The organism is Gemmatimonadota bacterium, from assembly GCA_016712265.1.
GTDB lineage: Bacteria > Gemmatimonadota > Gemmatimonadetes > Gemmatimonadales > Gemmatimonadaceae > RBC101.
On record JADJRJ010000031.1, the window covers coordinates 773673 to 798449 of the forward strand.

Genomic DNA, 24777 nt, shown 5'->3' on the forward strand with positions numbered 1-24777 from the left:
GTGGACGCAGTATGCCTACGACACGCGGGGAACACCGCCCGAGATCACCACCACCCCCAGGGGGCGGCGGTGAGCGAGGAGCGGGCGACGTATTATCGGGGCGACGATCGGGTGGCGGCCGTGGATCGGCGGCTCGGGCCGGCGCACGTTGGAGGAGTTCCGCTACGACCCGCTGGGGCGGGCGCGTCTGGTGAGCACGAGCACGACCTGCGCGCCGACGACGGACGTGGGGTGTGTGACGAGTGGGGGTGCGGCGCACGATCTGGGACGGGGGATCAGGAGCTGGCCGAGATCCGGGCGCCGATCGATGGGGCGAGCTCGGAGGAGTTGGACAGCGGATTCCCGACGTATCAGGCCCCGTCCTCGACGTTGACCCGGAACCCTTCTTCGGGCGGGTCGTACGGGCCGGGGCTGGGGTGACCAACCGCTGAGCGTGACGCGCTACGACTACAAGGACAACCCGTCGGGCGCGAGCCTGACGTGGCCGCGCTTCACGTTGCTGGTGTTCTGGGACGTGCGGGGACGCCATTGCTGGGGCTGTTCAGCGACGGGGCGCAGTACCGCCGTACACGGTGGCGGTGGGGCAGGCGGCGTGCCCGGCGCCGGGCGCACACGGCGCAGCGGTGTGTGTACGTTACGTGGCCGTTCACGGCGGATCCGGTATCGGCAGGCACGGGGGCTGTTGACGTTGAGCTGGCACGGGAGCCTGCTGCAGGAGAAGCGGGAGGCGGGGCTGATCTATCAGCGGAACCGGCTGTACGACCCCAAGAGCGGGCGCTTCACGCAGGAGGATCCCATCATGCGGCCGGCGGCCTCAACCTCTATGGCTACGCCAACGGCGATCCCGTCAACTTCGACCCGTTTGGGCTGCGCGCGAAGAACAAGGAAGGCGTAGAGGACCCGAGTGTCGACGGCTGGTGACAACCACGCGCGACGGCTCGGGAACGGGGCGATCCTTGCCCAGAGGGGCGCCAACATCTTCAGCCAGGCCGCTGATGCTTTTGAGGCGACTGATCTCGATGTTTCCTCCGTCAGCCCCACGGACCGCACCTGACACGAGACGGAAGAATTCAGATGGCAATCCCAACACCGGTGTGCTCGGTCGCACGTTGCCCGGCCGCATTCTGATCCGGAATGATCTCGGTGCTGGAGACCTGATATCCACTGCTTCGCATGAGATTTTGCGCACGGCGGGAGCGCAATGGCGTCTACATCGGCGACCGTCAAGCGGTGCACGAACAACCAATCGTCTGATCACAGCAGCTGCCGCCAGGCCTCTATGCCAGTCAAGCGTTGTTCCGTCGATGGTTGTCGCCACGAGGACTAGCTCCATTTGCATCCGAGCTGCCGCCTGTGCACCTGTGACCTTCTCTCCTCGCCGAGGCAGCCTGCTCATGGTCCGGAGCCTCTCGCACGAACTACGCAGGCGGCCTTTGTCTCGGCAAGAGAAGCAAACGGCGCCGAGCTTCGAGCAAGGATGACCGCAGACACGGTATTCGCGGGAGATAGCACACCCGTTGAGGTCGTCTACTCAATTGTAAACGGCCAAGTCCATCGAACTTCGACAATCATCCCGACGATTCTCCTTTCAGCCTGACCGACCGGATGGAGGGCCGGCGGAGTCTTTGGGGCGCGGGGTAGGCTCTGGGGCACTGGAGAGTTCTTGGTGCTCCTCCCCGAAAGGCCGCGCTGCTGCAACGGCAAGACCTTAGGTGTGTCAGCGATGGGGCGTACGAGTCGGTGCCCCTTTCGCGGAAGATTGCCTTGCGGCGCTATGCGCTGGCACGTCCTGGGAGGTATCGGCTGATCGTGTCGTACGACGGACCCGGATACATGGCCTCGACATCGATACCGCGCGCAGCAGCAGCGCGTGGTGAGCACAAGACCGAATGTATCGCCCAACCGCACAGGGCCTTCGCCTCGCTGACACAGTGGGATTTACGGTGAGGCTGCCGTGACAGCGGAAGCAACGTAGCAGCCTAACCCATAAGCGTCAGCTGCAGGGCGGTGGTATCACCCCGCCAGCTGCACGCCCGGTTAGGGCAAACAGCAGAGGAACGAGACGGGAAGCCCGGCCCACGCGGTCGGGCTTTTGTTTTAGCGGCCCGCACTGCTGTTGCTTGCGCGGGCCCGGTGGGCCGCGCGGTGCTGCTTCCGCGGTGCGCCGCGGGCGGGCCACCTGCTGGAGGACGCCGTCGAGCGCGGCGAGGACGGTTCGCTGGGCTTTGGGTGGCGCGAGAGGCGCTCGAGCTGACGCTGGAGCTTGAGGTGGGCCCGCGCTTAACGGGTGGGCGTCGATAGGGAGAGTTCGATCGGGGTCGCGGGGAACATACGGCGCGAAAGGCGCGCCGAAGGTTGAGCTGGGAGGAACACGAAGGCAGTTAAGAGGTAAACTTCGGGAGTCCTTGGGAGCTTCTATGCGCCAACTTCGACTGTGGCTTATTGGGACGATCGCCCTGAGCAGTGGCGCGACGTCGCCGGTAATCGGACAAGCGCCTCTGGCGAGCTGTACCTACGCGACCTGCTCGCTCCGCCTTGAGAGCAGTCGGCTCGTCCGGGGAACGAACCAGGTCGTGGGCCGTACGACGTTGACCGGGATGCCGCGACTAGCCTCTTTGGTCGTCTCCGATTCCGCACAGGCCTACGCGCGCGCCTTTGATCACGCGGTATCCGCGAAGCCGCTGGTTAGGAGTGACAAGCGGCGTGCTCCTCGGCCTGGGCGCGGGCATCGCGCTTCAGACCGGATCGATGCACCTGAACGAGGTTTTGTCCTGGCGCTCCGGAGTTGCTGGAGTGACCACGGGGGCTCGCCTGGCACTTTGATCGACGCGCCGCGCGGGCGCTCAGCCGGGCGCTCTGGTGGCACAACGGGCAGCTGGTCGGGCCTTCTGGCGGCTCCTTAGCCCCCTCACCTGGCCCCCAGGAGCTCCAGTGGGGGGCGGCGGGCGGCGCGGGCGCGTGATGAGCGATCCGTCACATCGCGCTGCTCGAGACCGCGCGGGCAGTTATCGTACCGGTCCATTCGCAGAACTGGGAATCATGGACCAGGTGGGCACGCATCTCTTTCGCCCGAACAGAAAGCCAGGAACTGTTCCGACGATTGAAGATCGCGGCTTGATTGCTGCGGGCAAAACAGGGGCAGCTCCGCGACGATCGTGCGCATTGCACGCGACGATTTCGGCGTCGACCAGCATTGGGGCAAGAAGATTGTCAGGGGCAAGCCTCAATACCCTGCAGCCCTACGCGTCGGATCCGTCAGATGTGATGATCCAGGAAGGCGACATTCTGTTTTGCGATTTCCATCCCGTCTTCGACGGCTGGGAGGCAGACCTGGGACGAACCTATGTCCTGGGCAATGACCCGCTAAAGCAGAAAATTCGCACGGACGTCGAAGCGGCGTGGCGCCGGGAAGGGAAACGCCCTGGTATTTCACCCAGAGCCGCCCCTCACTGGTGCAAGAATTCTTCGCCTACGCGAACGGTCTCGCACAGCGCTACGGCTACGAATTCGGAAACGCGATTGCCGGGCACATCATAGGAGAGTTTCCGCACGAACAACCCGATGATCCCAGCGATCTCTGCCTGGATGTGCACCTGACAACCACCAGGACATTCTTCAGCTCGACAAGAACGGGAACCCGAGGCACTGGATTCTGGAGCTGCATTTTGTGGACCGCAAAAACAACATAGGTGCCTTCTTCGAGCAACTCCTGGCGCGCTGATCGCCCGCTCCGTCTGTTGTTCGTCGTGCGAGTCTTTTCGGCCAGCCCTCCAGAAGGCCTCCGGCATCTGAGACGCGCGGGTTGCCTCGTTCCGCGTGCCACACGTGCGCACCGGAGTCAGCGAGGACCGAGCCTGCCGATTGTGACGACGGACGAAATTCAGCTGGCTACCTGCTCGCTACGCGCAGGGTCGCAGCCGAGAAAGACGCTCACCCGCCCTAGCTCTGCCTCGAGCGACGCCGCAAACCCGGCGTCACCCGGCGCTCGGCCGTTCCGCAACCCGACGTCCGGCACCAGCACACCGTCGTTCACCGAGAGGTTGGCCCAGCCAATCACCGTATCGCGCCAGAGCAGCGGCAGCGCGTAGTACCTCGCACCCGCTTCGGCGCCGGCGTGTACGCCTCGAAGCGATAGCCCCAGCCGTTGAACAACTCAAAGCGCGGCCGATCCCACAAACGGATCAAACGGCGCCAGCAGGCGCACCACGTCGGGCACAACCCTGCGTCGCGATGACGGCGATTCCCCGTCAGGCCAGTACCAGTCCACGCCGTCGATACGCATATGCGGCAAGCGCGTGCGTGCGCGGGCTCGCCGCCGCTCGCTCACCTTCCCATTGCGGCGCCGCGCAGCCCGGCGCGCGCGGTGAGGTGGAGCAAGGTCGTCGCCGGCACCGGGGCATTTCGCCAACGACGATGTCCACCATACGATCCATGGCGGCCGTGATATCCCGCGGCGCCTCAACCGCTGGTCGCGCGGCGTAGAGCCGTGCGCCGCCCTCGCGTCGCGCAATCCGCAGCAGGCCGCGATAGTGCATCGCATCCATCACCTGCGTGGTGACGTTCGACCGACCACCAAACCAGTTCGTCGCCTTGCCGTGCGAAAATGTGAATCCACGTCGCGCGGATGCACCACACCATGTTGCGCACGAACGCGAGAATGTTATCCGCGCGCTTTCGCTCCGCTGCCGACCACCGGCGGCGCCGTCCGCGGATGCATCAGCGCATGGAGCTCGGGTGTCACGAATCCATAGTTGATGAAGAAGTCTTCTTCGACATCCAGCCGTGCGTACCGGCGCTCCAGGTCACCGGCGACATAACCAGTGACGCGATGGCGGAGGATCAGGTCCTGCGCACGTGCCGGCGCCCGGATCGGGTCGGCCTGCACGGAAGCCAAGGCGAGCGATCGCGCGGCCCAACGAGGTTGGCGTGGGAACTGCCGACGAAGCGCAAACTGGCGCAGGCGAACGAGAGCTGACGACATGCGCCGAAAAGTACGAAACGGCTGTCTTCAGCGCCCGGCCGCCGATGCCGCTCGCTCACGAACGCTCGACGAGCTTGAGGCCGAGGTGTCGCCCGCGCATCTTCCGGACATGATGCGCTACCGTTGCTTGTCGTTCGTCGTGCTCGCTGCCCTCGCGTGTGCGCGGGTCCCTGCCTCGGTGGGGGCGGCCGCTCCCGAGGCGGCTGCCCTGGACCCCAGGACCGCGCTGCCGCGCGCGGGCCGCGCCTGGGTGGATCGCACCATGGCCTCGCTCACCCTCCGCGAGAAGGTCGGCCAGATGGTGATGGTCTGGGTGCTCGGCGACTACACCTCCAGCGGGGACTCGACCTACGCCGAGGTGGCCCGATGGATCACACGCGACGGCATCGGCGGGGTGAGCATGTCGTTAGGCACGCCGGTGGAGGTTGCGGCGAAGGTGAACGCCTTCCAGCGGCTCGCCAAGGTGCCCCTGCTGGTCTCATCGGACCTCGAGCCGGCCCTGGGGCGACTGGAAGGCGGCGTCTTCTCGCACTACCTCATGGACGCCGGTGGGCGACGGTCTTCCCGACGGCGATGGGGATTGCGGCCACCGGGCGCGATGAGGATTATGCGCGACGCGGCGTACATCATCGGGCGCGAGGCGCGCGCCGTCGGCATCCACATCAACTTCGCCCCCACGGTCGATGTCAACAACAATCCGGCCAACCCGGTCATCAACACCCGGTCGTTTGGTGAGGACCCGGCCCGGGTGGCACGCCTGTCGGCGCTGTTTGTCCGCGGGTCGATGGACGCCGGCACCATCGCCACGGCCAAGCACTTCCCGGGGCACGGGGACACGGAAGTGGACTCCCACGTCGGGCTGCCGATCGTTGGGGCGGACTGGGCGCGACTGCGCGCCGTGGAGCTGGTCCCCTTCAAGGCAGCGATCGACGCGGGAGCGTCCATGGTGATGTCCGCCCACATCGCCCTCCCGGCGGTCGAAGGCGATTCGTCCACGCCGGCGACGCTCGCGCCGCGCATCATGACGGGTGTGCTGCGCGACACGCTCGGCTTTCGGGGCGTCGCCATCACCGACGCCATGACCATGGAAGGGGTGGGGAAGGGATACGGCGTGGCCGAGAGCTCCGTGCTCGCGGTCAAGGCCGGATCGGACATCCTGCTCAAGCCCAGCGACCCCACGAAGGCCATCGACGCGGTGGTGGCGGCGGTGGAGCGCGGCGAGATCTCGCGGGAACGCATTGACGCCTCGGTGCGACGCGTGCTGGAACTCAAGGCGCGCAGTGGCGTGGCCTTCCACCCGTTCGTTTCGCTGGACACCCTGCGCGAGGTCGTTGGAGCGACGGCGCATCGCGCGAAGGCCGCCGAGATCGCCCAGCGCTCGATCACCCTGCTCCGGGACCGGGACACCCTCGTGCCCATGGCGAGCCGCGGGACCCTGGTGATCCAGTACATGCCGGAGACCGAGTTGCGCGCCGGCCGGGTCTTCAGCGCGGCCATGCGCGCGGGAGACACCTCCGTGCGCGTGATAAAGATCTCGCCAGCCACGACCCAGCCGCAGCTGGACGCCATGGCCCCCGCGATCCGCCGGGCCGAGCGTGTGGTGCTCGCCGCCTATGTGCGTCGCATCGAAGGGGAGGGCCGCCCGGCGATCCCGGCGGCCATCGCCACCTGGATGGCATCCCTCCCCGCCATGAATGCGCGTACCGCCATGGTCGCGCTCGGGAATCCGTACCTCATCCGGCAGGTGCCGACGGTCGGGACGTACCTGGTGACCTACAGTGTCGGCGACGCCTCGGAGCGGGGGGCCGCGCAGGCGCTGCGAGGCCGTTCCCCGATCACCGGGGTGTCCCCGGTCTCGTTGCCCGGGTTTTTCGCGCGAGGCGACGGGCTCCGTCGTTAGGCGCCTGTCGGTTCGGAGGCTCGCCGGCGGGTAGCGACGGGCCGCGGGCGGACGGCGCCGAGCGCGGCCAACCGCAAGGCACCGCGGGCCACCAGCGCCGGACTCCAGCCGCTCCGGGCACCCGGGTCACGGTGACGACTGTCGGACCGGCGAGGCGGCGGAAACGGCTCGTATTCCGGGAGTCCCCGCCGTGGCGGTAGCTTTCCGCGTATCGCGCGGCGCGTATCCCGGCCGCACCACCACAATGGCTCCCATGAAACGACACGTTCTCCTGCTGGCGACCCTCGCGTCGTTGGTCCAGGCGCAGGGCCCGGCGGCTCCGCCGGCGACCACGCTTCCCGCTCAAGACGGCGCGCACCCATTCCCTTCACGACCACGAAGGGGACGTGGATCTCGCTGGACGTGTCGCCGGATGGACAGACGATCGTCTTCGACATGCTTGGCGACCTCTACACCCTCCCGGTTGGCGGCGGGACCGCGACGCGCCTGACGAATGGCCTCGCCTACGACGCCCAACCGCGCTTTTCCCCGGATGGCAAGCGCATCGTGTTCGTCTCTGACCGTTCGGGCGGCGACAACGTCTGGATGATGTCGCTCGACGGCAAGGACACCGTGCAGGTGACCAAGGGGAATACCTCGGAGTATGTGTCGCCCGAGTTCGCCCCGGACGGCAAGTACATCGTCGTGTCGCGGGCCACGGGCCAGTTCGGGACGGCGAAGTTGTGGATGTACCACGTCGACGGGGGCAACGGGGTCGCGCTCGGGACCGCGGGTCCGCAAGTCAAGCAGCTCGGCGCCGCCTTCGGCAACGACGGGCGCTACGTGTGGTATGCGCAACGCTTCGGTGACTGGACGTACAACTCGTTAGGTCCCCAGTACCAGCTCGGGGTCTACGATCGCGAGACCGGCAAGTCGTCGACGATGTCCACGCGTCAGGGGTCGGCCTTCCGTCCCACCCTCTCGCCCGACGGCAAGCACCTCGTCTTCGCCTCGCGTCACGAGATCAAGACGGGGCTGCGCATCCGGAACCTGGAGACGCAGGCCGAGGATTGGCTGGCCTTTCCCGTGCAACGCGACGACATCGAGTCGCGTGCGCCGCTCGATGCCTATCCCGGATTCTCCTTCACTCCGGATTCGCGTGCGGTGATCGTGACCTACGGCGGCGAGATCTGGCGCGTCCCGGTCGACAAGTCTGCCCCGACGAAGATCCCGTTCAGTGCGAAGGTGGACCTGGAGCTGGGCCCCGAGGTCAAGTTCTCCTATCGCGTCGACACGTCCGCGACGCTGACGGCCAAGCAGGTGCGTGACCTCTCGCCATCGCCGGACGGTCGCCAGCTGGCCTTCTCCGCCCTCGATCGCGTGTACGTGATGGACTGGCCGAATGGCACGCCGCGTCGGGTGTCGAATGCCGACGTGGGTGAGTTCGGGCCGACCTGGTCCCCCGACGGGAGATCGTTGGCCTGGACGACCTGGAACGACGTGACGGGCGGGGACATCGTCCGTGCGTCACAAAACGGCAGCAGCTGGACGACGCAGACGATCACGATGGCGCGCGGGCTGTATTCCGACCTCGCGTGGTCGCCACGGGGCGACCGGATCGTGGCCACGCGTGCCGCGGCGCCGGGAGCTGCAGGAAGCCGGGGGCGCCTTCTGGGGCGCGACGGCGGCCGACCTCGTTTGGGTGCCGGCCACCGGGGCACCGCGACCCTCATCATGCCATCGGGTGGGACCGGGAACATGCACTTCACGACGGACCCCGACCGCATCTTTGCTTATAGCGGCCGTGACGGCCTCGTCTCGTTCCGCTGGGACGGCACCGACCAGAAGTCGCACCTGAAGGTCACCGGGCCAATGCCCCCGGGGTTCGGTGGGCAGCTGACCCTCGATGGACAAATGGTCAAGAACATGTCGCGCAGTTGGCTGGGTGGCCGCGCCGCGCGCCCCATGTGGGGGGACGAGAACTTCCAGACGCACCTTGGCGACGATACCGAGCCTGCTCCCCCGTCCGCACCACCGGCCTCCCTGGTGATGATGGCGCCGCGCGGCGACCAGGCCCTCGCCCTGGTCGGGATGGACATGTACACGATCACGGTGCCGCAGGTGGGGGCGACCCCGCCGACGGTAAGTGTCGCCGCTCCTGCGAGTGCGGCGGTCCCGGTGCGCAAGCTCAACGAGGTCGGCGGCGAGTTCCCGAACTGGTCGCGTGACGGACGTCGCGTGATGTGGGCGCTCGGGAACGCGGTATGGACCTACGACCTCGATCGGGCGAAGGTCGTCGAGGACTCCCTCAAGGCGGACGCCCGCGTCAAGGCGGCGGCGCCGAAGGACACCACCAAGCGGGACTCGACGGCGGCGAAGAAGGAGACCCCGGGGTACAAGCCGAGCGAGGTGCGGGTGGCGGTGACCGCGCCGCGCGACATCCCGCGCGGGGTGGTCGTGTTGCGCGGTGGACGCGCCATCACGATGAAGGGGAAGGAGATCATCGCCAACGCCGACATCGTGGTCCGCGACAATCGCATCGAGGCGATCGGCCCGCGCGGACGGGTGCGCATCCCGGCCGGGGCACGCACGATCGACGTGAGCGGCAAGACCATCACTCCAGGGTCTGTCGACACGCACTACCATCCGCAGTGGCTCACGCCACAGATCCACAATACGCAAACGTGGCAATACCTCACCACGCTGGCGTACGGCACGACGACGACTCGCGACCCGCAGACCGCCGTGACCGACTTCCTGACGTATGGCGACCGCGTGGAGACGGGCGAGATGGTCGGCCCGCGCATCTACACGACGGGCCCCGGCGTCTTCCTCGGAGAGGCCATCCGCGACTCCGCGCACGCCGTGCAGGTGCTCAAGCGGTACGCCGACTACTACAAGACCGGCACCCTCAAGATGTACATGACCGGGAACCGGCAGCAGCGGCAGTGGGTGATCATGGCCGCCAAGCAGCTGGGGATCATGCCGACCACCGAGGGCGGCCTCGACCACAAGCTCGACATCACGCACGGCCTCGATGGCTACCCGGGGATCGAGCACACCCTGCCGATCACCCCCAAGTACGACGACGTCTTCGAGTGGTACAAGGGCACGCAGACGCTGAACTCGCCGACGCTCATCGTCGCCTACGGCGGGCCGTTCGGCGAGAACTACTGGTACACCAACGAGGACCTGGTCAACGATGCGAAGCTGAAGCGATTCACGCATCCGGTGGACTTTGACGGCAAGGTCCGGCGCCGGGGGAGTGGTGGCGGTGGAAGCCCCGGGCCTGGTGGGTGGTTCCTCAAGGAGGAGTACTCGTTCTTCCAGCACGCGCAGGACGTGGCGAAGACCGTCGCGGCCGGCGGTCGCATCGGCGCCGGTTCGCACGGCCAGCTCCAGGGGCTCGGGATGCACTGGGAGATCTGGATGCTGCAGAGTGGCGGGTTGTCGACCCACGACGCGCTGCGCGTCGCGACCATCTTTGGAGCCGAGGGGATCGGGATGGGGCAGGACATCGGCTCGCTCGAAGCCGGGAAGATGGCCGACCTGCTCGTCCTCGATCGCGACCCGCTGGTCAACATTCGCAACACCAACTCGATCGCGCGGGTGATGGTGAACGGCCGGTTGTACAATGCCAACACGCTCGACGAGGAATGGCCCCGCGTGCGGAAGCTGCCGCCGATGCCGTGGGCGAACCAGGCTCCGTCGGCGGTGCCGGCCGGGCTGCGCTGATCAGCCAAGACGGTAGGTGGTGGTCATCACGGGTCGCGCGAGCGGCCCGTGATGCGTTTTCGGACGTTGCTTCGGGCCTCGGTCCGGGCGAGTTTCAGATGGTTGGTGCGACGCAGACCCTTCGACGTGAGACCTGATATGCATAGTTCGGCCTGGCGGCTTCTTCCCTTCCTCCTTGGGGCCGGTGCCCTGGGGGCCCAGCAGGGACCGCGGATCGTGGTGACGCCCACCAATCCCCGGATGGTGGCCAAGGACACCCTGCGGCTGTCGGCCCGCCTGCTGGATGCGACCGGTCAGCCCGTGCCTAACGCGAGGATCCGCTACTTCGCCGGTGGCGCCGGATTCGAGGCGGCGGTGGACTCAACGGGGCTCGTGACGTCCGGGGCCGTGGGCAAGTTCCCGGTCACGGTGTCGGCATTGGTACCCGGCAGCCGGCCGGTGACGGCGCGCGTCGAGGTGCAGATGGTGGCGGGTCCGGCGGCGCGGGTGGCGATCACGCCGCGTCCGGCGCGCATGCTGGCGGGGCAGCGCCTGCAACTGCAGGCCGCGGCACGTTCCGCGGACGGGGACTCCGCCACCGAGCGCGTGAGCTGGCGGTCCTCAGCGCCGAGTGTCGTGCGGATTGACGAGCGCGGCATCGCCACGGCAGTCGCGCCGGGTCGGGCGACTGTGACCGCGGTGGCCGGGGCAGCCACGAGTACGCTGGACCTCGCGGTGGTGAGCGCCACGGGCGCGACCGTCGCCCTCACGCCGTCGTCGGCGACCGCGCGGCAAGGCGACGTGTTGCGATTTGGCGTGCAGGTCAAGAACGCAGCCGGGCGCGTGATCGACGGATTGGTCCCGAGCTGGACGATGGCCCCTGGTCGGGGCGAGATCAACAGTGACGGATCGTTTGTCGGATTCGAACCCGGGTCGTATCTGGTGACAGCCAACCTGGGCCGGGTCAGCGGGGACGTCTCCGTGAACCTCACGGACCGCAACGTCCGGCGAAAGACCACCGTCGTAGGCTCGGTGCTGCGCACCGCGTTCGTGACCTCGGAAGTCTGGGTCCACCCCAACGGCAAGGTGGCGTACCTCGGCACGCACGCTGGCGGCGACCGCTTCTATACGATCGACATCTCGAACCCCTCGGCGCCGGCGATCGTGGACTCGGTGGTGGACAACTTCCGGATCGTCAACGACATCATGACCGACGAGAAAGGGGAAGTCCTGGTGTTCACCCGCGAGGGGGCCGACAACCGCCGCAACGGGATCGTGGTGATGACCCTCGAGGATCCCCTGCGGCCGAAGAAGGTGGGTGAGTTCACCGATGGTGTGACGTCCGGCGTCCACTCGGCATTCATCTACACCGACCCGAAGCACGGGCGCCACGCCTACATCACGAATGACGGCACCGGCGCCGTGCACATGATCAACATCGACGATCCCGCGAAGCCGCGGGAGGTCGCCCAGTGGAAGACCCCCCGCCCGGGGAACAGCGATGTTGGGCGCACGCTGCATGACGTGGACGTGCAGGACGGGCTGCTCTACGGCAGCTGGTGGAACGATGGCCTGATCATCCTGGATGTCGGCAACGGGATCAAGGGCGGCACGCCGTCCAAGCCCGTGCTCGTGTCGCAGTTCAAGTACGACCTCGACGCGCTGTACAAGACGCGCGTGGAGACCGAGGCCGGGGCCGGCTACATCCGCGGGACGCACACCGCCTGGCGGCACCGCAACTATGTCTTTATTGCTGACGAGGTGTTCGACCCCGTGGAAGTCCAGAACGCGCTGGGCGACAAGGTCGGGCGCGCGTACGGGCGGCTGCAGGTGGTCGACGTGAGCGACATCATGAACCCGAAGAGCGTGGCCTACTACGAGCCGGAGTTCGGCGGGGTGCACAACATCTGGGCAGCTGGCGACACGCTCTACATGGGGGCCTACAACTCGGGGTTCCACGCCTTCGACGTGTCCGGTGAGCTCAAGGGTGACCTGCAGAAGCAGGGGCGCGAGATCTCGCACTTCCAGCCGCAGAGCCCCAAGGGGCGCGTGCCGAACGCCACGATGACCTGGGGCGTGGTCGTCAAGAACAACCTGATCTTCCTCAACGACATGAACTCCGGGCTCTGGATCGTGAAGATGGAGCCGAAGCCGACCGTCGTTCCCTAGTCACCCACGTCCTGATCCATGCTCCTGCCCTTCCTGTTCCTTCAAGTCGCGGCGACGTCTCCCGTCGCGCGTGTCGTGGTCACCCCGGCGAAGCCGGAGATGATCGCGGGGGACACCCTCCGCCTGCGCGCCCAGGCGCTGGATGCCTCGGGGCAGCTGGTGCCTAACGCGCGCATCCGTTTCCAGGCCGATGGCGGAGACTTCGAGGCGGAGGTGGACTCGGTCGGGCTTGTCCGATCCGGAGCCACGGGGACGATCCCCGTTGTTGTCGTGGCGACCGTCCCAGGCGCGCGGCCTGTAGTGACGCGGGTCGACGTCCGCATGATGCCGGGCCCCGCTGTCCGCGTGGTCCCATCGCAGGGAGCCCTGCGGCTGGCCGTGGGGCAATCGTTTCACCTCACGGCGAAGGCCTTCAGCGCGACCAACGACGAGCGGCAGGACGCGGTCACCTGGCGGGCGAGTGGCGCGGCGGCCACCATCGATGCGGCCGGGATGGTGCGTGGGGTGCGCCCGGGAAGGACTCGAGTCACGGCCCAGGTGGGCGCCGTCGCACGCGCCGTCGAGGTCGAGGTGGTGCCCCAGCGCGTCGCACGGCTGGACGTTACGCCCGGCCGGGTCGACGCCCGGCAGGGAGATGCGATCCGCCTGCAGGCCGTGGCGCGTGACGGCGCGGGACGCACCATCCCGGGGCTCGCAACCAGCTGGTCGTTTGCACCAGGCCAGGGGGTCATCGACCAGCAAGGCAGCTTCGTCGCCTACGAGCCCGGGGAGTACCTCATCACGGGCTCGCAGGGAGGCCAGACCGCCCATGCCATCGTGCGCGTCGCGCCACGCGACGTGCGACGGCCCATGTCGGTCGTCGGCCGCTTGCCGCGCACGCGCTTCCGTACCGAAGAACTCTGGCTCCACCCGGACGGCAAGCACGCGTACCTGGGGAGCGGCCGGGGTGGCGACGTGATGTACGCGATTGACATCGCGAATCCCGCGGCGCCCGTCGTCACCGACTCGATCGTGACCAACACGCGGCGCGTCAACGACATCATGACGACGCCGGACGGGAAGTTCCTCGTCTTCACGCGCGAGGGGGCGAGCGACCGGAAGAACGGAATCGTGATCTGCTCGCTGGAAGATCCCAAACACCCAAAGGTCATCAGCGAGTTCACCGACGGGGTGACCTCCGGCGTGCACTCGGCTTTCATCTTTAGGCAAGAGAAGTTCGGCACGCACGTCTACCTGACGAACGACGGCACCGGGGCGCTGCACGTCATCGACATCACGGACCCGTACAAGCCGCGTGAAGTGGGTCAGTGGAAGACCCCCAAGGCCCACGGGGATGCCGGACGGTCCCTGCACGACATCGACATCCAGGACGGGCTGCTCTACGCCTCGTGGTGGAACGACGGGCTCGTCGTGCTCGACGTCGGGAACGGGATGAAGGGGGGCTCGCCCTCCAGTCCGCAGTTGGTGACGCAGTACAAGTACGACCTGAATGCGCTGTACCGCGACGTGGAAGCCGTGGGTGGACCCGGCTTCATCCGGGGCACCCATACGGCCTGGCGCCACAAGAACTACGTCTTCATCGCCGACGAGGTCTTCGCGGCAAAGGAAGTGCAGGGGGCGAAGGATGCGGCCGCCTCACGGGCGTATGGCCGCCTGCAGGTGATCGACGTGAGTGACATGGCCAACCCGAAGTCGGTGGCGTACTACGAGCCCGAGTACGGCGGCGTGCACAACGTGTGGGTGACGGGTGACACGTTGTTCATGGGCGCCTACGAGGCCGGCTTTCGCGCGTTCGACATTTCAGGCGAACTCCGCGGGGATTTGCGGGCGCAAGGACGCGAGATCGGGCACGTGAATACCGCCGACATGGACGGCAAGGTGCAGAATGCGTCTCGGGTCTGGGGCGTGATCTACAAGAACGGGCTCGCCTGGGTGAACGACAACCAGAACGGGTTGTGGGTCATCCGCATGGAGCCGAAGCCGAAGGTCGTGCCGTAACTGCTCCCGGCGTTCGGCATGGCAACTGGTTTCTTTCCGCCACCTACCGCGGCTCCATACAATATGATCATGACACGCCGACCCTCCTTCGCCGCCGTCGCCCTCGCGCTGCTCGCCGCCTCGTCGCTCGGCGCCCAGTCAACGTCATTCACGTGGCCAACGTCGACCCCGTCGAAGGTCGGTATCAACCCCGCCGTCCTCGACAGCCTCGACAAGGAGATCACGGCGGGGAAGTACGGCAACATTGATCGCATGGTTGTCATTCGGCGCGGTCGTCTCGTGATGGACAAGCGGTATCCACGCGACTACGACAAGATCTACGGCGACTCGTCGCGCGCCGCTTCGTCGCTGAACAACTCGCACGACCCCACTGGGCCCTTCAACTACTTCAATCCGTGGTGGCACCCGACGTATCGACGGGGCTCACTGCACACCCTGCAGTCTGTCTCCAAGACCGTGGCTTCAGCGGTGATCGGGGTGGCGGTCACCCGCGGTGAATTCCCGGCACTCGACACGCCGATCCTCACCTACTGGGATACCGCCGCCGTCGCGAACCTCGACGATCGCAAGCGGCGCATCACCATCCGCCACTTGCTCACGATGACGGGCGGATTCGACTGGAACGAAAGCATTCCGTATAGCGATCCGCGCAACACGGCGGGCGCGCTCGAGGCCAGCCCGGACTGGGTCAAGTTCACCATCGACCGGCCGATGATGCGCGAGCCGGGAACACAGTTCAACTACAGCAGCGGCGAGAGCGCGTTGCTCGCGCACATCTTCTTCCGCGCCACCGGCGTCGACATCGAGGAGTACGCGGCGCGCCATCTCTTCGCGCCACTCGGCATCACCAACTGGCACTGGAAGCGCTCGACCTCAGGAGCCATCGACACCGAGGGTGGTTTGTATCTCGAAGCGACCGACCTGGCGCGGATCTGGCAGCTGTGGCTGCAGGGCGGCCGGTGGAAGGGAACGACCGTCGTGTCGGAACGCTGGGTGCGTGAATCCGTGACACCGCACATCGCGACCAGCACGCGCGCCGGCGCGCCGAAGTACGGGTACAAGTGGTGGCTCTACAGCAATCCGGTACAGCCGGACGCGTTCATCTGGGCCGGGTCCGGGTTCGGTGGGCAGTTCCCGATGGCGTTTCCCGACCAGGAGATGGTGGTGGTCTTCAATGCGTGGAACATCAGCGGCGGGCCCGGGCTTCCGCTGCGTGCGGTGCAGGAACGGCTGATCAGGGCGGCGAAGTAGGCAGGACGGGGCGCCTAACGCGCCCCGCGCAGCTCCAGGCGGGCCACGGTGCGCTGGTGCACCTCGTCCGGCCCATCCGCGATGCGCAGCGACCGCTGCCCCGCGTACATGCTCGCGAGGGGATGGTCCGCCGACAGCCCGCCGCCCCCGTGCGCCTGGATCGCCAGGTCGATCACGCGACAGGCCATACGCGGGGCCACCACCTTGATCATGGCGATCTCCTTCTGGGCGCCCTTGATCCCCACGGTGTCCATCATCCACGCCGCCTTGAGCACCAGCAGGCGCGCCATGTCGATCTCGCACCGCGCGTCGGCGATCCGCTCATGCCACAGGGATTGCTCGGCCACCGGCTTGCCGAAGGCCACGCGGGACTGCAAGCGCGCGACCATCATCTCGAACGCACGCTCCGCCGCGCCGATTGACCGCATGCAGTGGTGGATCCGCCCGGGGCCGAGCCGCCCCTGCGCGATCTCGAATCCACGACCCTCGCCAAGGATCATCTGGTCCGCCGGGACGCGCACTCCCTGGAAGTCGATCTCGCAGTGCCCGTGCGGGGCGTCGTCGTAGCCAAACACGCTGAGCGTGCGGACGATGCGCACCCCCGGCGCGTTCCGCGGCACGAGGATCATCGAGTGCTGCTGGTGCCGCGGCGCCGCCGTGCTGCTGCGCCCCATCACGATGAACAAGGCGCAGCGGGCGTCGGCCGCGTTCGTCGCCCACCACTTGCGCCCGTTCAGCACGTAATCGTTCCCGTCGCGACGGATCTCCAGCGCGACGTTGGTCGCGTCGGATGACGCCACGTCGGGCTCGGTCATCACATAGGCCGAGCGGATCTCGCAGGCGAGCAGCGGGGTCAGCCAGCGCGACTGTTGGTCTGGCGTGCCGTAGCGATCCAGCACTTCCATGTTGCCGGTGTCGGGCGCGGCGCAGTTGAACACCTCGCTGGCCCATTCCACCCGGCCCATCACCTCCGCGAGGTGTGCGTACTCGACGTTACTCAGCCCGGCGCCGCGGCTGCTGTGGGTCAGGAAGAGGTTCCAGAGGCCCGCCGCGCGGGCGTGGGCACGCAGCTCATCCACGAATCCTACCGGCGCCCACCGGTCGCCCGCTTCCACCTCGGCACGGTATCGCGCTTCGTTGGGGTACACGTGCGCGGCCATGAAATCGTGAAGTCGCGCCAGCAGCTCGGCGGTGCGCGGTGTCGGCTGGAAGTCCATTCCCCAAGCTACGCTGCGGTATTTCCGGCGGCGACCACGACCCATCCGACGACGGCGGGTCACTCACGTGCGAGGGCGTGGCAGTCGGAACGCCGGCCCGGCGACCTTACACGGAACGGGCCAGGGCCCAGGCGCCGTCCGCGATCGGTTCGACCAGGCGTCCCATCTCCGTCGCACGTGCACTGGACGCATTCCCATCGATGGCACGCCGAGCGACCCCCTCGAGGATCGCCGCCAGGCGAAAGAGGTTGTACACGATCGCGACGTCCCAGTCATCGGGACGTTTGAGCCCGGTGCGCTCGCTGTACATCGCCAGGTATTCGGCCTCGTCCGGGAGCCCCTCGCGCACGAGGTCCACGCCGCGCAGGCTTCCGAAGGCCCCTTCCGGGAGGTGCCAGACCATGCACTGGTAGCTCAGGTCCGCCAGCGGGTCGCCTAACGTGGACAGCTCCCAGTCAATCACCGCGCGCACCACTGGGGCGTCGGGATCAAAGATCAGGTTGTCGAGCCGGAAGTCGCCGTGCAGGATCGCCGACCGGCCGGACTCGCGCGGTTGGTGGTCCCGCAGCCAATGGACGAGGGCATCCATCGCCGGGATGTCGCGCGTGCGTGAGGCCAGGTACTGCTCGGACCACCGGGCGACCTGCCGCGCGAAGTAGCCGTCGCGACGGCCGAAGTCCCCAAGGCCCGCGCCGTCGATGTCGATTGCGTGGAGCCGGGCGAGGACGCTGGCCATTTCGGCGAACATCACGCGACGGCCGGCGGCAGGCACGCGCGGCAACCGCGGATCCCAGTGGATGGTCCCCTCGACGTACTCCATCACGAAAAACGGCGTGCCGATCACCGACGGGTCGTCGCAGAGGGCCAACGGCCGTGCGACCGGGAATCCAGCGGCGTGCAGCGCTCGGGTGACGCGGAATTCGCGGTCGACGGCGTGCGCCGTGCGCAGGGTGGGCCCGGCGGGCTTGCGGCGCAGGACGTACTGCCCCGCGGACGCGGTGAGCAGGAAGGTCGGGTTCGACTGACCACCCGCGAACTGCGCGACTTGGACAGGCCCTTCGCACGGACCGACCTCCTGGCGCAGCCACGCCACCACGCGCTCCAGCTCAAACGCGTGGGCCGGATCCACCGGACGAGTTGTCGCCGAGCTCATCGTGCGAATGAAGCACCCCCCGTGCCCCTCGGCAACGGGCACGGCTGGCCCGCCGGCGTCCCCCGGAGAGGGGGCGCCCTCGTTGCCCAAGGTCAGGTCGGGGATGCATCGTTCCCGTTCCATCCTGACGGACCTTTCTACATGCACTCCTTCACACGTGCCGCCGCGCTACTCGGCGCCGTTTCGCTGCCGGCGGTAACCGCGGCCCAGACGCCGGAAGTCGCGCGGCTCATCGTGACTCCGGCCAAGCCCACGGTGGTCGCCGGGGACACCATGCGACTGCGTGCCCAGGCGGTGGATGCCCAAGGGCGTCCGGTTGCCGGCGTGCGCTTCCTCTTTCTGGGACAGGGGGCGCGATTCGAGGGCCAGGTGGACTCGCTCGGCCTGGTCACGTCCGGCGCGACCGGTACCCTCCCGGTGGCGGTGACGGCGCTGATCCCCGGTCAACGGCCAAAGACGGAACGCATCGAGGTGAAGATGGTCCCGGGCCCGGCGGCCACGATCACCCCGAGTTATGGGGCGGTGAAGATGGCCCTCGGCCAGCGGCTGCGGATCGGTGGTCAGGTGTTCTCGAAGACCGGCGATCCGCGTCCCGATGAGCGGATCAGCTGGCGGTCGTCCGCACCGGCAATCGTGCGAGTGGACCAGGACGGGATGCTCGCCAGTGCAGGTGCCGGGCGCGCGACCCTGACCGGCTCGTCGGGTGCCGCCACCGTGACGGTTCCGGTGGAGGTGCTCAATACGACGGTCGCGTCGATGGAGTTGTCCCCGGCCCGCGTGGACGCCCGGCAGGGCGACGTGGTGCGCTTCAAGACGGTCGCGAAGGATGCACGCGGTCGCGAGATCGCGGGCCTCTCAACGGGGTGGTCCTTTTCGCCGGGTGAGGGGATCATCGCGCAGGATGGGGCGTTCACCGGGTACGCGCCCGGTGAGTTCGTGGTGACGGCGAGCCAGGGGTCGCGTACCTCCCAGGCCGTGGTGCGGCTCGCCCCGCGCGACGTGCGACGACCGCTTTCTGTCGTTGGTCGCCTGCCGCGCACGCGCTTCTCCACGGAGGAAGTCTGGATTCACCCGGACGGCAAGCACGCCTACCTCGGGAGCGGTGGCGGCGGTGACGTGATGTACGCCATCGATATCAGCAACCCGGCCCAGCCGGTCGTGACCGACTCGATCGTGTCCAACACCCGCCGCGTCAACGACGTGATGACGACCCCGGACGGGAAGTTCCTGGTCTTCACGCGCGAGGGGGCCAGCGACCGCAAGAACGGGATCGTGATCTGCTCGCTCGAGGACCCGAAGCACCCGAAGGTGATCAGCGAGTTCACCGACGGCGTCACGTCCGGCGTGCACTCGTCCTTCATCTTCAAGCAGGAGAAGTACGGGACGCACATCTACCTCACGAACGACGGCACCGGCGCGCTGCATGTCATCGACATCAGCGACCCGTACAAGCCGAAGGAGGTCGCCCAGTGGAAGACCCCCAAGGCCCATGGCGACGTCGGGCGCACGTTGCATGACATCGACGTGCAGGACGGCCTGCTGTACGGCAGCTGGTGGAACGACGGCCTCGTGATCCTCGACGTGGGCAACGGCGTCAAGGGTGGTTCGCCGAGCAATCCGCAGTTTGTCTCACAGTTCAAGTACGATCTCAACGCCCTGTACCGGGACGTCGAGGCGAGTGGTGGCCCCGGCTTCATTCGCGGCACCCACACGGCCTGGCGCCACAAGAACTACGTCTTCATTGCCGACGAGGTCTTTCCCGCCGCCGGTGTTAAGGGGGCCAAGGACGCCTCGGCCGGGCGGGCGTATGGCCGCCTGCAGGTCGTCGACGTCAGCGACATGAACAACCCGAAGTCCGTGGCCCACTACGAGCCGGAGTTCGGCGGGGTGCACAACGTCTGGGTCGCCGGCGACACGCTCTACATGGGCGCGTACAACGGCGGCTTCCGCGCGTTCGATGTCAGCGGCGAGCTGCGTGGTGACCTGCGCGCCCAGGGGCGCGAGATTGCGCACCTCAACACCGCCGACATGGACGGGCGCGTGAAGAACGCGGCGATGACGTGGGGCGTCGTGGTCAAGAACGGGCTGGCCTACGTCAACGACATGTACAACGGGCTCTGGATCGTGCGCATCGAGCCGAAGCCGCAAGTGATCCCGTAGCCCCAACGAGCCCGCGCGGATCCGCTTACAGGAAGACGGCTCCGTCCACCGCCGTCGGTGGGGATACCCCGAGCGCCCGCATGGCCGTCGGCAATACGTCGACGGTCCGTCGCGGTGCGGCCACGCATGGGCGATTCAGCAGCAGCGGGACGAGCATGTGATCGCGGTGCAGGGCCCCATGCGACGAATGGTGCGGGATCGGCTCGTATTTGGCCCGCAGGTCCCAGTCGCGCGCGGCCGAGACCATCAGGTCGCCGATCCGCGACGATCGCAGCATGGACACGACCTGGACCAAAACGTCCGGATAGTCGGATGCACGGGTGGCGTCCCAGGCGCCCGTCGGGTCGCTCGCGGCCATGGCCCCGGTGCCTAACGGGTCCCCCGTCACGGGGTGGTAGCGGTACCACCCCGCCTCGAGCGCGATCGTTCCGTGGCCGCGGCCCCGGCCGTGGACCTCGGCCCGCGTGGCATCCAGCGGGGCGATCACGAGGTCCACGGAGGGGCGCGCCAACAACGCCTCCAGCGTGCCCTGCCACTGGGAGCGCAGGGCGTCCCACCCCCTGGGCGCGCGCGCGGCAAGATCCAGGTACAGGTGGGCCATCGCATTGCCGCTCACCATCACCGCCACGTCATGCCCGCCACCCAGGGTCCAGGGGTGGGCCAGCACGCGATGACCGTCCGCGCGCATCCACACGGCCAGGTCGTCGTGTTGCCGCACTGGGGAGTGCCCGTGGTCGCTCACAATCCACAGGTGCGTGTCGCGCCACGTGTCCGCGCGCTCGGCGTCGTGCCGGATCTCGGCCACGGCATCGTCCACAATGCGCATCGCATCGCGAACCACGCGGGCATCGTGCCCTTCCGAATGCGATGTCTTGTCAATGCCGGTAAACGCCGCAAAGACGAACTGTGGCCGATCCCGACGAATGCGGTGGGCGACGGCCTGTCCGATCTCGCGATCGATCGCGAGCCAGCCACGCACGTTGCCGCGAAAGTGCGTGCGGGCCGCCCGCAAGGCGAACGCTGCCCCGAAGCCGAGCCGGTCGCTCCAGGGGAGCCCGCGATGGATCACACTCAGCGCGCCAAGCCGACGCTCCGTCATCTCGTACGCCGTGCGCGCATCACCGGTCAGGTCAGCGTCCACGTGGCGCATGCCCGAGCCCACGTAGCTCCGCGCGTGACCCATCAGGCGCCCAATGCGCCGCGATCGGTCAAACCAGCGCAGTCCTGGCAGTCCCACGTGACCCGGGAACATGCCCATGAGAAAGGGAGCGTAGGCCATCCCCGTCACCGAGGGCCAGCACGTCGTGACGACATGCGCGCCTCCCTCGGCGCGGAGTTGTGACATGGCCGGGAGCTCGCCGCGGTCCATCGCCGCAGCGAGGGTGTCCGGGCGCGCCCCGTCAGCGACAAGGATGATGACGGGCATCGGTGGGTTGATTAAACTCAGGCGCGCGTGGGCGGCGAATACTTCACCAGAACAAGGGCGATGGCAAATCGAAAGCCGCGTGCACGCGGACCCAAGTCGGCTGGCGGTCGTGCGATGGATCCCGATCGCCTCCTCAGTGCGAGTCAGGAAGCCGTCGCCGGGTTGCGTGAGCGAACCGAGCAAGGCCATCGTGCCGCCGGTCGCACCCCGCCCTCCGCTGTCCCCGGGATCCGGACGAGCGGCGCGCATCAGGCGATTGATACCTCGATCCGCGAGATCCTGCCGACCACCGAGGACGCCAAGCTCCTCCAGCACGGCATGCCGCACGTCGATTTCACGCGCTCCGACACCTGGCGCGTGATGCGGATCATGTCGGAGTTCATCGAGGGGTTTGATGTCTTCGCCGACGTCGAGAAGGGGGTGACCCTCTTCGGCTCGGCGCGCACCGGCCCCGACGATCCGCAGTACCAGGCCGCGCAGGAAGTGGCGCGCTTGCTGGCCGAGGCGGGCTTCGCGATCATCACGGGCGCGGGCCCAGGCATCATGGAAGCGGCCAACAAGGGTGCCAAGCTTGGCCACGGCCGTTCGATTGGCTGCAACATCGAGTTGCCCTTTGAGCAAGGGGCCAACCCGTACGTGGACACCCTCGTCAACTTCCGCTACTTCATGGTGCGGAAGACGATGTTCATCAAGTACTCGAACGCGTTCATCATCTTCCCCGGCGGCTTCGGCACCCTCGACGAGTTGTTCGAGGCGCTGACGCTCATCCAGACAGGGAAGATTTACCAGTTCCCGGTGATCCTGTTCGGCCGGCACTACTGGGCCGGGCTGGTGCGCTGGCTGCAATCGCGCGTGCTCAACGAGCGCAAGATCGCGGCGGGCGACATGGACCTCATGCTCGTGACGGACGATCCCCAGGAGGCCGTCCAGGCCGTGGTCGCCGCGTACGACGCCCAACTCAGCGCCGCCCGTCGGCGCCTGGAGCACACTCGATGAAGTCACGGAAATCGGCCGGGCGCTCGCTCGGCCTCAAGGGGTCGCGCGTGGGCAAGCCGGTCAAGCGGGCGAGTGCTTCCGGTGACAAGGCCACGCAGAAGGCGGCGGCCGAGGCGCGCGAGCGGGCCGGCAAGGGACACACTATGGCCGCTTCCCGCTTTCTCCGGGGCCAGCGCATCATGCCGCGCAAGATCACGGGCAAGGAGCGCGTCGTTGACCTGATCGAGGGAACGTACCTCGCGTACAACGCCGGACGGCTCCGCGAGGGGTGCCAGTTGTTTGCCGACAAGATGCTCGAGCGCGACGTCACTATCGGCCTCACGATGACGGGGGCGCTGACGCCCGCCGGCCTCGGCATGGCGGCGGTGATCCCGCTCATCGAGGCGGGGTTTGTCGACTGGATCATCTCCACCGGCGCCAACCTGTACCACGACACGCATTTCGGGCTTGGCCTCGCCATGCACCGCGGCAACCCGTCCACCTCAGACGTGGTGCTGCGCGAGGAGGGCGTCGTGCGGATTTACGACATCTTCTTCGACTACGACGTGCTCCTGTCCACCGACGCGTTCTTTCGCGCCATCGTGCAGGGCAAGGAATTCCAGCGCACGATGTCCAGCGCGGAGTTCCACTGGCTCTGCGGCAAGTACGTCGCCGAGCGGGAACGCAAGCTGGGGATCGGGCAGAAGTCGCTGCTGAGCGCGGCGTACAAGTGTGGCGTGCCGATCTACACGTCGTCGCCCGGCGACTCGTCGATCGGGATGAACGTCGCCGCGCTCTCCCTGGATGGCAATCGCTGCATGATCGATCCCAACGCCGACGTGAACGAGACGGCGGCAATTGTCCTCGGCGCCAAGCGACGGGGCGGCAAGAGCGCGATCACCATCCTCGGTGGGGGCAGTCCCAAGAACTTCGCCCTCCAGACGGAACCGCAGATCCAGGAAGTCCTCGGCATCGACGAACGAGGGCACGACTACTTCCTGCAGATCACCGACGCGCGCCCCGACACTGGCGGACTGTCGGGCGCGACACCCGCCGAGGCGGTGAGCTGGGGCAAGATTGACCCGGATCGCCTCCCGGACGCCGTGGTCTGTTACCTGGACTCCACGGTCGCTCTCCCGCTCCTGACGTCGTACGCCCTCGCCAAGCGCCCCAAACGCCCGCTGCGCCGCTTGTACGACCAGCGCGGTGCGCTCATGCAGGCGTTGCGGGACGAATACGCGCGATCCAAGGGGTAACGCGTCGGGCCTAGCGACGGAACACGAACTGGTCGCCGTTCGGCACACTCACATCGCCGACGGCCACGTCGGATGCGCTGTGCGAGCCGCGGTAGCGTACCGCGGTGTCCCCCGCGACGCGCATCGCCAGCTGGGTCCCTGCCAGGCCGTAACTCCCGCGCGCGGTGATCGTGCCGACTTGTTCCGAGCTCCCTCCTCTCGTTCGCACGATGTAGGACAGGATAAAGGTGGAATCGGTGGCCAGGGTCAGGGCGCCACGGGTCACCTCAACCACCGTTTGCGCTTGCACCACCTGCGCGGGGATGGACGCCCCGTTCACGGACACCAGGGAGTACACTACGCCGGGGCCCGTTTCGGGCTCGACGTCGTCCCCCAGCGGCTCCAGGGAGCAGGCGGCGGCCAGCAGGGCGAGGGCAGGGCGAAGGACGGACAGGCGCATGCGGGGTGGTGGAGGCGGGAACATCCAAGTTCAGCTGGGGTTCGGCGGGAGGCCAGCCCCCCGGGACCAACCGATTGCCAAGGGCAAGGGCGGCCCCTAGGTTGCCATCAGACCCTCCCTTGGCGCCCGGCCGCATCCTGACGGCCGGGCGCTCCCCTT

Annotated in this window: 14 protein-coding genes and 2 pseudogenes; 11 read left to right on the forward strand and 5 right to left on the reverse strand. The window is 67.5% G+C overall.

Going from position 1 to position 24777, the window contains the following annotated elements; genetic code table 11:
- The first annotated feature begins 69 nt into the window (after positions 1-69).
- From IPK85_24210 to IPK85_24220, 3 genes and pseudogenes are all read left to right on the forward strand, one after another.
- Positions 70-420 carry a hypothetical protein gene (locus IPK85_24210; protein ID MBK8250473.1) on the forward strand — a complete coding sequence of 117 codons (351 nt, stop codon included), beginning with the start codon at positions 70-72 and terminating at the stop codon, positions 418-420.
- Positions 421-433: 13 nt separating this feature from the next.
- Complete coding sequence (locus tag IPK85_24215) at positions 434-895, forward strand: hypothetical protein (protein ID MBK8250474.1); 462 nt, start codon at positions 434-436, stop codon at positions 893-895.
- A 2163-nt stretch (positions 896-3058) separates the two neighbouring features.
- Positions 3059-3721: pseudogene (locus tag IPK85_24220) on the forward strand (M24 family metallopeptidase).
- A gap of 159 nt (positions 3722-3880) precedes the next feature.
- Here IPK85_24220 and IPK85_24225 read toward each other — a convergent pair.
- Positions 3881-4981 (reverse strand): annotated as a pseudogene (locus IPK85_24225) (winged helix DNA-binding domain-containing protein).
- Here IPK85_24225 and IPK85_24230 point away from each other — a divergent pair.
- From IPK85_24230 to IPK85_24250, 5 genes are all read left to right on the forward strand, one after another.
- Entirely contained in the window at positions 4980-6881 is a 1902-nt protein-coding gene (locus tag IPK85_24230; protein MBK8250475.1) for a hypothetical protein, read from the forward strand. The pseudogene IPK85_24225 and the gene IPK85_24230 overlap by 2 nt on opposite strands.
- 402 nt (positions 6882-7283) lie before the next feature.
- Positions 7284-10595, forward strand: coding sequence for a PD40 domain-containing protein (locus IPK85_24235; GenBank protein MBK8250476.1), 3312 nt, complete (start codon positions 7284-7286; stop codon positions 10593-10595).
- Between the two features lie 138 nt (positions 10596-10733).
- Positions 10734-12743 (forward strand): Ig-like domain-containing protein, encoded by a 2010-nt coding sequence (locus tag IPK85_24240; GenBank protein ID MBK8250477.1) that lies wholly within the window; start codon positions 10734-10736, stop codon positions 12741-12743.
- Between the two features lie 18 nt (positions 12744-12761).
- Positions 12762-14741: an Ig-like domain-containing protein gene (locus IPK85_24245; GenBank protein MBK8250478.1), complete on the forward strand. Its 1980-nt coding sequence runs from the start codon at positions 12762-12764 to the stop codon at positions 14739-14741.
- Positions 14742-14810: 69 nt separating this feature from the next.
- The gene (locus IPK85_24250) at positions 14811-15992 is read left to right on the forward strand and encodes a serine hydrolase (GenBank protein MBK8250479.1); all 1182 of its coding nucleotides are present in this window, start codon (positions 14811-14813) and stop codon (positions 15990-15992) included.
- 14 nt (positions 15993-16006) lie between these two features.
- Here the strand turns inward: IPK85_24250 and IPK85_24255 are convergent, their stop codons facing one another.
- A complete protein-coding gene (locus tag IPK85_24255) occupies positions 16007-17209 on the reverse strand; it encodes an acyl-CoA dehydrogenase family protein (GenBank protein ID MBK8250480.1) in 1203 nt (400 codons plus the stop codon).
- A gap of 106 nt (positions 17210-17315) precedes the next feature.
- Positions 17316-18362: a phosphotransferase gene (locus tag IPK85_24260; GenBank protein ID MBK8250481.1), complete on the reverse strand. Its 1047-nt coding sequence runs from the start codon at positions 18360-18362 to the stop codon at positions 17316-17318.
- A gap of 141 nt (positions 18363-18503) precedes the next feature.
- On the opposite strand from IPK85_24260, the gene IPK85_24265 reads away from it, so the two are divergent.
- Positions 18504-20522 carry a hypothetical protein gene (locus tag IPK85_24265; GenBank protein MBK8250482.1) on the forward strand — a complete coding sequence of 673 codons (2019 nt, stop codon included), beginning with the start codon at positions 18504-18506 and terminating at the stop codon, positions 20520-20522.
- Positions 20523-20547: 25 nt separating this feature from the next.
- Here IPK85_24265 and IPK85_24270 read toward each other — a convergent pair whose 3' ends face one another.
- Positions 20548-21948 carry an alkaline phosphatase family protein gene (locus IPK85_24270; GenBank protein ID MBK8250483.1) on the reverse strand — a complete coding sequence of 467 codons (1401 nt, stop codon included), beginning with the start codon at positions 21946-21948 and terminating at the stop codon, positions 20548-20550.
- A gap of 318 nt (positions 21949-22266) precedes the next feature.
- Between IPK85_24270 and IPK85_24275 the strand changes: the two genes are divergently transcribed.
- Together IPK85_24275 and IPK85_24280 are read left to right on the forward strand one after the other, a co-directional pair.
- Positions 22267-22944: a TIGR00730 family Rossman fold protein gene (locus IPK85_24275; protein ID MBK8250484.1), complete on the forward strand. Its 678-nt coding sequence runs from the start codon at positions 22267-22269 to the stop codon at positions 22942-22944.
- A 143-nt stretch (positions 22945-23087) separates the two neighbouring features.
- Complete coding sequence (locus IPK85_24280; protein ID MBK8250485.1) at positions 23088-24179, forward strand: deoxyhypusine synthase; 1092 nt, start codon at positions 23088-23090, stop codon at positions 24177-24179.
- A gap of 10 nt (positions 24180-24189) precedes the next feature.
- On the opposite strand, the gene IPK85_24285 is transcribed toward IPK85_24280, so the two are convergent.
- Positions 24190-24618: a hypothetical protein gene (locus IPK85_24285; protein ID MBK8250486.1), complete on the reverse strand. Its 429-nt coding sequence runs from the start codon at positions 24616-24618 to the stop codon at positions 24190-24192.
- Positions 24619-24777 lie beyond the last annotated feature (159 nt).

Bases quoted from the DNA above. Each gene is read 5' to 3' on its own strand.
- IPK85_24270 (MBK8250483.1), bottom strand. From the start codon at position 21,948: ATGCCCGTCATCATCCTTGTCGCTGACGGGGCGCGCCCGGACACCCTC.
- IPK85_24280 (MBK8250485.1), top strand. From the start codon at position 23,088: ATGGCCGCTTCCCGCTTTCTCCGGGGCCAGCGCATCATGCCGCGCAAG.
- IPK85_24275 (MBK8250484.1), top strand. From the start codon at position 22,267: ATGCCGCACGTCGATTTCACGCGCTCCGACACCTGGCGCGTGATGCGG.
- IPK85_24255 (MBK8250480.1), bottom strand. From the start codon at position 17,209: ATGGACTTCCAGCCGACACCGCGCACCGCCGAGCTGCTGGCGCGACTT.
- IPK85_24240 (MBK8250477.1), top strand. From the start codon at position 10,734: ATGCATAGTTCGGCCTGGCGGCTTCTTCCCTTCCTCCTTGGGGCCGGT.
- IPK85_24230 (MBK8250475.1), top strand. From the start codon at position 4,980: ATGCGCCGAAAAGTACGAAACGGCTGTCTTCAGCGCCCGGCCGCCGAT.
- IPK85_24260 (MBK8250481.1), bottom strand. From the start codon at position 18,362: ATGAGCTCGGCGACAACTCGTCCGGTGGATCCGGCCCACGCGTTTGAG.
- IPK85_24245 (MBK8250478.1), top strand. From the start codon at position 12,762: ATGCTCCTGCCCTTCCTGTTCCTTCAAGTCGCGGCGACGTCTCCCGTC.
- IPK85_24265 (MBK8250482.1), top strand. From the start codon at position 18,504: ATGCACTCCTTCACACGTGCCGCCGCGCTACTCGGCGCCGTTTCGCTG.
- IPK85_24285 (MBK8250486.1), bottom strand. From the start codon at position 24,618: ATGCGCCTGTCCGTCCTTCGCCCTGCCCTCGCCCTGCTGGCCGCCGCC.
- IPK85_24250 (MBK8250479.1), top strand. From the start codon at position 14,811: ATGACACGCCGACCCTCCTTCGCCGCCGTCGCCCTCGCGCTGCTCGCC.